The sequence below is a fragment of the Actinomadura harenae genome, from assembly GCF_003696215.1.
In the GTDB taxonomy this organism is placed as follows: domain Bacteria; phylum Actinomycetota; class Actinomycetes; order Streptosporangiales; family Streptosporangiaceae; genus Spirillospora; species Spirillospora harenae.
Window position 1 is genome coordinate 1 of record NZ_RFFG01000173.1, and the last position, 11820, is coordinate 11820.

Consider the following 11820-nt stretch of genomic DNA (forward strand, 5'->3'; position numbering starts at 1 on the left):
GCGCCGGGGCGCACGACCGCACCCGGCGCGGCGGCTCCCTCGCGCGACCGGGCGGCCTGCCCGACCCGGCGCGGATCGTCCTCGGCGACGCGCTCGCGCCGCTGCCGTCCGCCGACGTGGGCGACCGCCTGCCCGGCCCGGTGGACGGCGTCCTCGACTACACCGCGTCCGGGTTCGTTCTGCTCCCCACGTCCACCCCGGCCCGGACCGACGGCGGCGTCCGGCCGCAGTCCGCGCCCCCGGCCGGGCGGGACGAGCTGTCGGTCGGCACGCTGAACCTGGAGAACCTCAGCCCGGACACGCCGTCCGACCGGGTGAACGCCCTCGCCTCCGACCTCGTCGACGGCCTCGGCTCCCCCGACCTGGTCACCGTGACCGGCGTCGAGGACAACTCCGGCGCGGCCGACGACGGGACGGTCGCCGCCGACCAGACCGTGTCCGAGCTGATCACCGCGATCAGCGCGGCGGGCGGCCCGGCCTACGAGTGGCGCTCGATCGCGCCGCACAACAACGCCGACGGCGGCGAGCACGGCGGCAACGGGCGCCTCGGCTTCCTGTTCCGGACCGACCGGGGGCTCGCGTTCTCCGACCGCCCGTCCGGGTCGTCCGACCTCGGCGCGCCCGGCGTGCCGGACCTCGCGGTCGCGCCGACGCACGTCCAGGCGGACGGCAAGGGCGGCGCGCGCCTCACCCTCAGCCCCGGACGCGTCGCGCCCGCCGACCCCGCGTGGGCCGAGTCCCGCAAGCCGCTCGCGGGCGAGCTGACCTGGCGCGGACGGCGGATCATCGTGATCGCCAACCACTGGGACGCGCGGACGTCCGCCGACCCGATCGCCTACGGCCGCCGCCAGCCGTTCGACCGGCCGAGCGAGGCCCGCCGCGAGGCGCAGGCGAGGAGCCTCGCCGCGTTCGTCCGGACGCTGCGCCGCACCGCGCCCGGCGCGAACGTGATCGTCACCGGCAACCTCGGCACCGGCGACGGGTCCGCCGCGCTGCGCTCCCTGACCGCCCCGGGCGCCGGGCTGCGCGACCTCGCGTCCGACCTCGCCCCGCAGGACCGCTACACCGCCGACTCGGGCGGCGTCGCCGAGGACCTCGACCACATCCTGCTCAGCCCGGCCCTGGCGAAGCGCCCGCACAAGTACCGGATCGTGCACCGCGCCTCGGAGTTCGCCGACCGCGCGGGCGACCACGACCCGTCGGTCGTCCGCATCACGCTCGCGCCGCCCGCCGGCCCGGCCTCCGTCCGCGTCCCGCAGCCCGGCGGACCCGCCGAACGCCCGGACGCCCCGCTCCCCCTGCCCTGACGGAACTCCCTGGCCGGGTGCGGCCGTGTGGCCGGGTGCGGCCGTGTGGCCGTGTCGCTGTGTGACCGTGTGGCGCGGAGGGCACCGTTCCCTCCCGCCTCCGGTCATATACCCGCCGTATTCATGGGGTTATGTTCCGAATCATGACGAGTGGTGGATGCAGTTGCGGACATGGTGGCGGTTGCTCCTGCCCGAAGGGTTGCTCCTGCGGCTGCAACGGCTGACCGAAACCCGACCGACCGAACCATCGACCGATGCCCGCCGTCCGTTCACGGGCGGCGGGCGCCCTATGCCCGGACCTCGCGGGCCTCGCCGGCCTCGCCGGCCCGGTCGACGATGTCGATCGCGCCCTTGTACGCCAGGCCCTTGACCGTGAGGGACGGCCCGCCCGGCGCCGGGTCCGCGTGGACCTCCGTGGAGACGCCCAGGCCCCCGGCGTCCACGCGGGCGCCCGGGGGGACGATGATCGTCACTCGCGACTTGTACGCGACGACCCGCAGCGTCGTCTCCGCCGACTCGAAGTCCACGTCGCGCAGGTCGATCAGCGCCGAGCCCTTGTAGACGACGGTCGTCTGCCGCTCGGGCAGCCGCCACCGCCCGCCGCGCCGGATCGCGCTCTTGTAGGCGAGCTGGAACCGCCCCCGGAACCGTCCGCCGGACGCGGCTGTGCCTCCGGACGCGACGCCGGACGCCGTCCTCGGCGCCTCGGGGAGGTCGGCGGCGAGGACGTCCAGGTCGGTGAGGGTGCGGGCGGCCAGCGTCCGCGCGATGCGGTCGTCCAGTTCGGGTTCGCTCAGCCGCCCCTCGGCGAACGCGCCGTGCAGCCGGACGAGCATCTGGTCGCGCTCGTGGTCGGAAGCCCGCACCCCCGTGAGAGGCGGCGCCGCCTCGGCCTGGGGGGCGATCGTGGAGGCGGCCTTCGAGGGCTCGTCGCTCATGGGGGCTCCTTTCAAGTCGCGATGTATCTTAACTCAGTTCCCCTCGCTTTTCGAGAGGATCGCCCGGCCGCGTCGCCACGGGACGGCCCCGCCCGTCGGCTACGCTCGGCGAGGTGATGATCACTCGTCGCCGGACCCGGCGGTCATGACCGCGGCGGCCGGGCACGCCCACGGGCCCTACACGGCCTACGACCTGGAGGAGCTGCCCGAGGAGGGGCGCCGCCACGAGCTGGCCGACGGCTGGCTGCACGAGCTGCCCGGCGACCTGTGGCACGACAACGCGGCCGAGCAGCTGCGCACGATCCTCAAGGAGGCGGCCCGGCAGGCCACCGCCGACGTGCACGTCGCGGGCGCGCCGCAGGAGGTCGCGACCTCGGCGGGCATCCGCCGCCCGGACGCCTTCGTGGTCGACCGCGACGTCGCGCGCCTCGCGCTCGAACGCCGCGCCCGCACCTACTACGGCCCCGACCTGCTGCTCGTCGCCGAGATCGTCACGCCCCGGACGGCCAGCGAGCGCACCGACCGGGTCCGCAAGGTCGCCGAGTACGCCGCGACCGGCATCCCGCACTACTGGATCGTCGACCTGGAGCCCCGCCCGTCCGTGACCGTCCTGGAACTGGACGGACGGCCGGACGGCGCCGCCTACCGGGCGCGGCGCCGGGCCCGGGCGGGCGAGGACGTCCGGCTGGAGCTCCCGTACCCCATCGCGTTCGACCCCGCCCGCCTCTCCGAGATGGAGTGAGACCGGAAAGCGAGACCGGGGAAGCGAGACCGGGGAGTCAGACCTCCCGCAGGTAGGCGTCGCGGTCGAGCGGGTCCGGCCCCGTCCGCGGACGCGCCGGAGGACGCCCCGGAACCGGCCGGTCCCCCGACGGGCGCGGCCACCACACGCCGTCCCCGCCGGTCAGTCCCGGCAGCTCCCGCTCGAACGCGCCGACCTGCCGGGCGGGCACCTCCCCCTCGATCCGCCAGCCCTCGGGGTCGGGCTTGGCGTCCCGCAGCTCCGCGCCGAGGGCCGCGAGCCGCGCGGTGACCGCGCTGAGCGCGTCCTCGGGGATCTCCAGCTCGAACCGCCGGTACGGCTCGTACACGCGCGTCCCCGCCCGCGCGAGCGCGCGCATGAGGACCATCGGCGTGAGCCCCCGGAAGTCGGCGGCGGTGCTCACCGGCCCGCCGAACCCCGACGCCGTCAGCGTCACCGCGCAGTCGGTCACCGGCCAGCCGTGCAGCCCCTGCTCCAGCGTCAGGTGGACGGTCTCGGCGATCGCCCGGTCGAACGCGGCGGGCAGCGCCCCGAGCTCGGTCTCGCGCCGGAACACCACGCCCGAGCCGGACGGCCCCGGCTCGACGCGCAGCCCGATCGTCGCCCAGAAGTCCGGACGCCGCCGGCGCCAGTCCATCTCCTCCACCGCCTCCCCCACCCCGGCGGGACGCTCCAGGTGGACGACCCGGCTCTCCTCGAACTCGGCCGGCACCCCGAACGTCTCGCGCAGCGTCGACGCGATGACCTCCTTCTGCACCTCCCCGTACAGCCGCAGCGACGTCGTCCCGCCGGGCAGCGGCGCGACGCCGATGAGCGGATCCTCCTCGGCCAGGCGCAGGAGCGCGGCGCGCAGGCGCGAGGCGTCCGCGGCGTCCCGCGCGCGCACGACCGTTTCCAAGGTGGGCCGTCCGAACTCGGGTTCCTCGACGTTCACTGTGGCCACGCCACCGGATGTCGTGACGACGTCCCCGACACGCGCTTCGGCCAGCCCTCGTACGCGCGCGATGTCGCCGGGCCCGGCCGTTCGTCCCGCACCGGCCACCTGCACCGAGGTGACACGCGCGTGGCGTTCCAGCACGCCTGGGCTCCGCAGGGTCACCTTGTCCCGCGCGCGAAGCTCCCCGTCGAAAACGCGCAGCAGGGCCGTCTTCTCACCGGACGCGTTGCGTTCGAGGGCGAAGACCGTCCCGAGCGGCTCAGCGGACGCGTCGCCCCGCGTGGACGGCAGATACGCGGCGATCGCGTCCAGCAGGTCCCGCGTGCCCTGGCCGTTCAGGGCCGAGCCGAACACCAGCGGCGTCGCCCGAGCCGCGGCGGTCTGCGCGCGCAGCGCGGCGCGGACGCGCGACGCCCCGGGCACGCGCCCGTCCACGAGGTCGGCGAGCAGGGCGTCGTCGTGCTCGGCGAGGATCTCGGCGACGACCTCGCGGAACAGCGGATCGGCGAGGTCGCGGGGCGTCGTCCGGACGTCCCCGGTGCCGATGCCGTCCACGGCGTTCAGCGCGACGACGCCCGGGAACAGGCGGCGCCGGACGGACGCCAGCAGCTCGGCGTCGCGCGCGCCCGTCCGGTCGACCTTGTTGACGAACAGCAGCGTCGGCACGGCGCGCCGGCGCAGCGTGCGGGCCAGGACGCGGGTGCGCGCCTGCACGCCCTCCACGGCCGACAGCACCAGCACGGCGGCGTCCAGCACGCCGAGCGCGCGCTCGACCTCGGCCGTGAAGTCGGTGTGGCCGGGCGTGTCGACGAGGTTGACGGTCAGCCCGCCGAGCGCGAACGACGCGACGGCGGAGCGGATCGTGATGCCGCGGCGGCGCTCCAGGTCACCGGTGTCGGTGTGGGTGTCGCCGCCGTCGACGCTGCCGAGGCGGCGGATCGCCCCGGCGTCGAACAGGAGTCGCTCAGTGAGGCTGGTCTTCCCGGCGTCCACGTGCGCGAGCACGCCGAGGTTGAGAGTGGTCATGTGCGGTCAGGTCCTTGGGAACGCTCGTCCGGATACGGCTCTGAGTGATCACCTGGACCTGGCGCATTCCGGACCGTTCCCCCCGCTCGGATACCTGACCCGCCAACGATGCCCGCAGGACGGGCGCCGGGGCAAGCCCATAAGCCGGGGCGAGCCCCGAAACAGGACCGGCCGGTGGATGACCGTGGTGGTCCCCCTGGGTCACGGTCATCCATCCGGCTCTGGTCGGCACGGCCTTCCGCGACCGGACGGCCCCCGCACGGGTTCCCCTGACCCCGCAGTCGTCCCGGCGCGGCCCCGGGCCGTGCGCTGCATACTCTTCCGGACGGCGATCAACATCCGATCAACGCACGTCGGAGCGGGTGTTGATCGGTCCGGCGGCCGTCGCGGGCTACAGTCGACACGTGCTGCTGCTGACGACGCTCGACGCGTGGAACGGCCGCCCGGGGGCCCGGTTCGTCCTGGCCGACCACGGCGCGGTGTGGGGGCCGGACGTGCCGGACGGCGCCGACCCCACCGATCTGCTCGCGGTCGCCGACACCGCGTTCGCCCCGGACGCCGGGCAGGTGGTGGCGGTCGAGCTCGACCCCGCGCCCGCCCCCGGCCCGCCGCGCGGCGTGGTGGACGCGTCGTCCGCCCGCCAGGTCCGCTTCCTGCGGCGCGGCCCGGACGGACGGCACACCGCGCTGCTCGTCCGCCCGGCGACCGCCGAGGCCCTCGACCTGCTCCCGCATCCCGAGGGCGGCTGGTACCGGCAGACCTGGCGGACGGCGCCCGCCTTCACTCCGGACGGCTACCCGGGCCCGCGCGCGAGCGCGACCGGCATCTACTTCCTGCTGCCGCCCGGCGAGGAGTCGATGTGGCACGCCGTCCGCTCGGACGAGGTGTGGCTGTGGCACGCCGGCGGGCCGCTCGACCTGATCCTCGGCGGGGACGGCGACCGGCCGTCCGTGCGGACCGAGACGGTCGCGGTCGGCCCGGACCTCGCCGCCGGACAGGTGCCGCAGGCGATCGTCCCGGCGGGGCACTGGCAGGCGGCCCGCCCGTCCGGGGACACCGAGGTGCTGGTCAGCTGCGTCGTCTCCCCCGGCTTCGACTTCGCCGACTTCAGCGTCTGACCGGCCCGGCGGCATCAGGGCAGGGACTCACCGTCCCGCGCGCACGGGAGCGCGCGGGACGGAACGAGCCCGGCGTCCTCGCCGGTGGAGCGCCAGGGCGCCCGGGCGTCCGGGTGAGCGCGCCCGGTCAGCGGGTGAGCGCGCCCGGGTCGCGGCGGACCATCGACCGCATGATGTGCTCGACCAGCGTGATGAGCACCTGCTTGGCCGACTCGCGGTCGCGCACGTCGCAGCCGATCACCGGGATGTCGGGCGACAGGTCCAGGGCGTCCCGGACCTGGTCGGCGGTGTGCAGGCCGGAGCCGTCGAACTGGTTCACGCCGATGATGAACGGCAGCCCGCGCCGCTCGAAGTAGTCCACCGACGGGAAGCAGTCGGCGAGCCGGCGGGTGTCCACCAGCACGACCGCGCCGAGCGCGCCCTTGGCGAGCTCGTCCCACATGAACCAGAACCGGTCCTGGCCGGGCGTGCCGAACACGAACAGGACCAGGCCGTTCGGCAGCGTGATGCGGCCGAAGTCCATCGCCACCGTCGTGGTCGTCTTGCCCGCCACGGCCGAGGTGTCGTCGATCCCGATGCTGCGTTCGGTCAGCGCCTCCTCGGTGCGCAGCGGCCGGATCTCGCTGACCGCGCTCACCAGGGTGGTCTTGCCGACGCCGAAGCCCCCGGCGACCAGGATCTTGACGGTCAGCGCCGAATCGCCCTGCGGGGAAGGATCAGAGCGCACGGATTCCATCAATCACTTCCTTGAGTACGCGCTCGCCGGGGAACTGGGCCACCGGTGCGGGACGGCGGACCCGGACCAGCGAGCGGTCGAGCAGGTCGCCGAGGAGGACCCGGACGACCCCGAGGGGGAGTTCAAGGTCCGACGCTATCTCGACAACCGACAACGGAGTGCGGCAAAGAGACAAGATCATCTCATGTTCCGGGTCCAGGGCGCCCGCGTGCCCGTCCCGGTGATGGCCATGAACCAGGCCGGGGACCAAGCCGTGGACCAGGCCGGGGTCCCCGGCCTCGTCCACGGCGTCGTGCGCGGTCTCGATGAGCGCGACCATGTCGAGGTCGTGGCCGTCGTACTGGGTGCGGCCACCGGTGAGCGCGTACGGCCGGACGACCGGTCCGGCCGCCTCGTCGTACCAGCCCTCGCCGCCCTGCGACGGCGCGGACGGCACAGGCGGCTCCGGCGCCCCGCCGGAGCCGGCGGCCTCACCGGACACGGCCTCACCGGACACGGACGCCCCGGACGCGGACGCGCCGGTTTCGCCCGTGCCGGGGACGGCGCCGGGCCGCTCCCCCTCACCGGCGAGCGCGTCGTCCACGGACCCGTCCACGCCGGGCCCGGGGGGCTGCTCGGGCGGCGCCATGACTAGGCGCCGCCCTGCTGACCGGCCGTGACGGCCGAACGCGGGTCGGCCGACAGGTGCTGGCCCACCCGGGTCACCAGCATCGCCATCTCGTAGGCGATGACGCCGAGGTCGGCCCCGGCGTCCGCCAGCACGGCCAGGCACGCGCCGTGCCCGGCCGCCGAGATGATGAGGAACGAGTTCTCCATCTCCACGATGGTCTGCCGGACGGCGCCGCCGCCGAAGGTCTCCCCCGCGCCGCGGGCGAGGCTCTGGAAGCTCGCCGCGACCGCCGACATGTGCTCGGAGTCCTCCCGCGCGAGCCCGCTGGAGGCCGCCATGCGCAGCCCGTCGCTGGACAGCACGACGGCGTTCTGCACCTGCGGGACGCGCTGCACCAGGTTGTCGAGCAGCCAGTTCAGCTCGCCTGCCGCCGCACCACCGGCCTTTTGGGCTTGTGTCATGGGGTTCGGTCCTCCTGGTCGGTTGGAGAGGTGGTCGGTTCCGGGGTGCCTGTGGGAGCGGCGGGTGTGTTCGCGTCCTCACGTCCTGCGGCAGGGAAGTGCGCCGCGTCGGGGGGCTGTGCCGCGCCGGGCGCGGCGGGGTCGGTCCGCGGCGGGTCCGCCGCGTCCCCGGCTTCGTGTCCTGCCCTGGTCTCGTGCCCGGACGCGCCGTCCGCCGCATCGCCCCCGGATGGAGCGGTGCCGAACGGGGGCGTGTCGGTGCCCTCCGCGCGCCCGCGCTGCCACCCGGCCTGCATGGCCGAGAACATCGAGCGCAGCGCCTCGGGCGAGCGGTCATCCTCGCCCGGGCCGGTCGGCACGGGCGCGGCGAACAGTCCGGACGGGCCGGGCTCCGGGGCATCGGCCTGGATCGGCAGCGGTCCGGTCGTCGCGGCGTCCAGGTCACCGGGGGCGACGTGCGGGGCGGCGGGGTAGCCGCCGTCCGCCGCGTCCGGGCTGCGGCGGGAGGACCGCTCCTGCGAGGCGAGCCGGGAGTCCACGCGGTCGCGCAGCTGCGGGGCCAGGTGCGTCTGCCGCTTGCGCCGGGGCAGCCCGTTCGGTCCGGTGTCCCTCGGGTCACCGCCGGAGCCGCCGTCGGACGGCACCGCGTCCTTGACCGTGCGCGCCGGGTCGTCGCCCGCCGCCTTGGAAACACCGTTCACACCGTTCGAGCCGTTCACGCCGCTCGGGCGGACGGACGCGGTCGGGTCGGGGCTCTTGCGGCGGCGGCGCGGCAGGCCGTCCGGCCCGACCGGCGGTTCCGGGCGCGCCTCGGGGGCGCGGACCGGCCCGTGGGCGTCGTCGTCCCCGGCGGGGTCGGCGACCAGCCGGACGGCCGGGGCGACCGCGACGCGTCCGCGCGCCGGGCCCGAGCCGTCCGCGAGCGGGGCCGCGGTCATCGAGCCCGTGGGACGGCGCGAGATCGCGACCGGCTCCGGGTTGTCGACGAGCAGCGCGTCCGGCAGCAGCGCGATCGCGGTCGTGCCGCCGTACGGGGACGGCCGCAGCGTGACCTTGATGTCGTGCCGGATGGCGAGGCGACCGACGATCGCCAGGCCGAGCCGGGCGCTGTCGGCGGGGTCGAAGTCCGGCGGGTCGGAGAGCCGGGAGTTGGCGTCGGCGAGCGCCGCCTCGTCCATGCCGAGCCCGCGGTCCTCGACCTCGACGGCCAGGCCGTGCCCGACCCGGTGGCCGGTGACGAGGACGGGCGCGCCGGGCGGGGAGAACGCGGTGGCGTTCTCGACGATCTCGGCGAGCAGGTGCACGACGTCGGTGACGGCGGAGCCGACGACCGACAGCCGGGGCAGCGGCTGCACCCGGACCCGGGGGTAGTCCTCGACCTCGGCGACGGCGCCGCGCACCACGTCCACGAGCGGGACGGGGTTGCGCCAGCCGCGTCCGGCGTGCTTCCCGGCGAGGATGACCAGGCCCTCGGCGTGCCGCCGCATGCGGGTCGCGAGGTGGTCGAGCTTGAACAGGTCGGCGAGCTCCGCCGGGTCCTCGGTGCGCCGCTCGAGCGTGTCGAGCAGGCCGAGCTGCCGGTGCAGCAGCGCCTGGTTGCGGCGGGCGAGGTTGACGAACACCTCGTTGACGCCGCGCCGCGCGGCCAGCTCGCCCGCCGCGGCCGTGAGGACGGCGTCGCGGGTGCGGACGAACGCGCTGGAGATGCGCCGGATCTCCAGGATCCGGTAGTCGCGGTTCTCCTCGCCGCCGAGCGCGTCGGCGAGGTCGAACGGCTTGCCGTGCCGGGCGGCGTCGGTGAGGACCGGCAGCCGGTTCCGCGCGAAGTCGCCGACCTGGGACGCGAGCCGGCGGCACTCCTCGACGAGCCGCCGGGCGACCCGCCAGGCGATGATCGAGGACGTGACGATCGCGACGAGGCCGAGGCCGCCCGCGACGCCGAGCTGGAAGAACACCGTCATCCCGACGCCGCGCGCGTCCCGGATGATGTGGTCGAGCACCTGGTTCTCGAACTTGTACAGCCGGTCGCGCATGATCTCGGACGCGGACCGCCAGGAGTCGTCGTCCACCGGCGGGGCGCCGCGGCGCAGCCGCCTCTCCCCCGGTGCGATGTTCTGGACGACCCGGTCCTCCATCTGGCGCAGCTGCACCATGACCGGCGACTGCTCGATCTGGCTCCACTCGAGGCGGTCCTCGCGGGTCAGCATCGGCGCGGTGTCGGCGTAGAGGGTGCGCTGGGCGCCGCTCAGCCGGGCGAACTCGCCGCGCTCGGCGGCGGTGACCCGTCCGGCGGCGAGGGCGCCGGCGAGCAGGGCGTCCTCGCGGGACAGGAACTCGTGGGCGCGGGCGAGGGCGGTGAGCGTGCGGGCGTCCACGGCGAGCGTGCCGTCGCCGCCGGGGGTTCCGTTGTTGTAGACGGAGAAGCCCGCGTCGATGACCGCGGCGAACTCGGCGAGCGCGCCGGGCCGCTGCAGGTTGCCGCCGTCGATGGCGCGCCGGACGGCGGGGAGGTTGCGCGTCTTGGCGGCGAGCGCGTCCATCGCGCGCAGCTCGTCGGCGCCGACGGTGCCGCGCAGGCGCCTGTCGCTCGCGCCCTCCCGGACGACGTTGGCGGCGGTGTCGGTGTGGTCGCGCTGCGCGGACAGGTCGACCTGGTCGCGGGTGCCGTGCGAGCCGATGTAGACCTCGGTGAGGCGGCGCTCCTTCTGGAGTTCCACGATGAGGCGCTGCGTGGGCAGCAGCAGCTTGTTCTGGAAGTCGCCGCCTTGGAGGAGGCTGTTGGCGTCGCCGAAGAGGACCGTCGTGACGAACGCCCAGAGGGCGACCAGGGACACGAGCGGCACCAGGGCCAGCACGGCGATCCTCGTCCGAATCGAGGAGAACCGCCGTCGTTTAGACGACATCTGCGGGATTACCTCCCGATGCGCGTTTTGTGCGGGGGTTTGCGGAGCCTACTATGCCGCGATCACGGCGCGCCGCCCCGTCCGCGATCTGTTCGTGACCGGCCCGTTGTCCACCCGCCCGGACCACCCCTGTCGACAGGCTTGTCCAGGTAACGACGGCGCCCCGAACCCCCCGCGGAACGGGGTCCTCTCCGACACCGTGAGTTCCGGAGCGCAACCGACGGCGTTACGATTCCCGCCGTGACTCCCGAAAGCCAGGCATCCGAGGCACTTCCGTCGCGCCGCTCCCGCGCCCTGCGCGGCGGACGGCACCGCGGAGACGAATCCTTCCTTCTGCCCCCGGGCTCGCCCGCGCTCATCCTGGCCGTCCCGGGACCGGCGAGCGGCCAGGCCGGGGCCGTCGCGGGCGAGCTCGCGCGCGCCGTCGAGCTGGAGAACACCGGGCAGCCCGCCCTGGTCGCGAGCCTCGGCGGCGGCCCGGACGGGCTCGCCGCGCTGCTGTCCCAGCTGGCGCCGAGCCGTCCGGACGAGCCCGCCGCGGTGGTGGTCCCGCTGGTCACGGGGCCGGACCCGGCGATCATGAGCGTGGTGGCCGCCGCCGTCGCCACCGCGCCCGTCCCGGTCGTGGCCGCCGACCCGCTCGGCCCGCACCCGCTGATCGCCGAGGCGCTGCACGACCGGCTCGCCGAGTCCGGGCTGGCCCGCGCCGACCGGATCCGCATGATGACCATGGTCACCGAGGCGGGCGGCGTCGTGGTCGCCCCGCCCGGCGACCCGGCCGCGGTCCGCCAGGCCGAGATCACCAGCGTGCTGCTCGCGTCGCGGCTCGCCTGCCCGGTGTTCACGGCGTCCCTGGACGACGAGGCCGGGCTGCGGGCCGCCGCCGAGCGGCTGCGCGCCTCCGGCGTCCGGACCGTGGCGCTCGCGCCGCACCTGATCGGCCCCGAGGTCTCCCCCGACCGGATCGGACGGGCCGCCGCGGCCGTCGGCGGCACCGCCGCCGCCCCGCTCGGCGGCCACC

Annotated in this window: 10 protein-coding genes; 4 read left to right on the plus strand and 6 right to left on the minus strand. The window is 75.5% G+C overall.

All coding sequences use genetic code 11. The features are described 5' to 3' along the window. A partial coding sequence (locus tag EBO15_RS44805) for an endonuclease/exonuclease/phosphatase family protein (protein WP_122199857.1) occupies positions 1-1307 on the plus strand: 1307 nt, incomplete at its 5' end. 287 nt (positions 1308-1594) lie between these two features. Here the strand turns inward: EBO15_RS44805 and EBO15_RS41075 are convergent. Next, on the minus strand, positions 1595-2245 hold the full coding sequence (locus EBO15_RS41075) for a DUF1707 SHOCT-like domain-containing protein (protein ID WP_122199858.1): 651 nt from the start codon (positions 2243-2245) through the stop codon (positions 1595-1597). A gap of 145 nt (positions 2246-2390) precedes the next feature. Between EBO15_RS41075 and EBO15_RS41080 the strand changes: the two genes are divergently transcribed. Further along, a complete protein-coding gene (locus EBO15_RS41080; protein ID WP_122199859.1) occupies positions 2391-2987 on the plus strand; it encodes a Uma2 family endonuclease in 597 nt (198 codons plus the stop codon). Positions 2988-3024: 37 nt separating this feature from the next. On the opposite strand, the gene EBO15_RS41085 is transcribed toward EBO15_RS41080, so the two are convergent. Next, entirely contained in the window at positions 3025-4971 is a 1947-nt protein-coding gene (locus EBO15_RS41085; RefSeq protein ID WP_122199860.1) for an elongation factor G, read from the minus strand. 404 nt (positions 4972-5375) lie between these two features. Between EBO15_RS41085 and EBO15_RS41090 the strand changes: the two genes are divergently transcribed. Further along, complete coding sequence (locus EBO15_RS41090) at positions 5376-6089, plus strand: cupin domain-containing protein (RefSeq protein ID WP_233616823.1); 714 nt, start codon at positions 5376-5378, stop codon at positions 6087-6089. A gap of 127 nt (positions 6090-6216) precedes the next feature. Here the strand turns inward: EBO15_RS41090 and EBO15_RS41095 are convergent, their stop codons facing one another. The 4 genes from EBO15_RS41095 to EBO15_RS41110 form a co-directional block, all read right to left on the minus strand. Then, positions 6217-6825: a GTP-binding protein gene (locus EBO15_RS41095; protein WP_122199861.1), complete on the minus strand. Its 609-nt coding sequence runs from the start codon at positions 6823-6825 to the stop codon at positions 6217-6219. Continuing rightward, positions 6806-7261, minus strand: coding sequence for a DUF742 domain-containing protein (locus EBO15_RS41100; protein ID WP_233616824.1), 456 nt, complete (start codon positions 7259-7261; stop codon positions 6806-6808). Before EBO15_RS41100 ends, EBO15_RS41095 begins: the two co-directional genes overlap by 20 nt. 194 nt (positions 7262-7455) lie before the next feature. After that, the gene (locus EBO15_RS41105; RefSeq protein WP_122199863.1) at positions 7456-7896 is read right to left on the minus strand and encodes a roadblock/LC7 domain-containing protein; all 441 of its coding nucleotides are present in this window, start codon (positions 7894-7896) and stop codon (positions 7456-7458) included. Then, positions 7893-10751 carry a sensor histidine kinase gene (locus EBO15_RS41110; RefSeq protein WP_158628496.1) on the minus strand — a complete coding sequence of 953 codons (2859 nt, stop codon included), beginning with the start codon at positions 10749-10751 and terminating at the stop codon, positions 7893-7895. Before EBO15_RS41110 ends, EBO15_RS41105 begins: the two co-directional genes overlap by 4 nt. A gap of 288 nt (positions 10752-11039) precedes the next feature. Between EBO15_RS41110 and EBO15_RS41115 the strand changes: the two genes are divergently transcribed. Continuing rightward, a partial coding sequence (locus EBO15_RS41115) for a sirohydrochlorin chelatase (protein WP_122199865.1) occupies positions 11040-11820 on the plus strand: 781 nt, incomplete at its 3' end.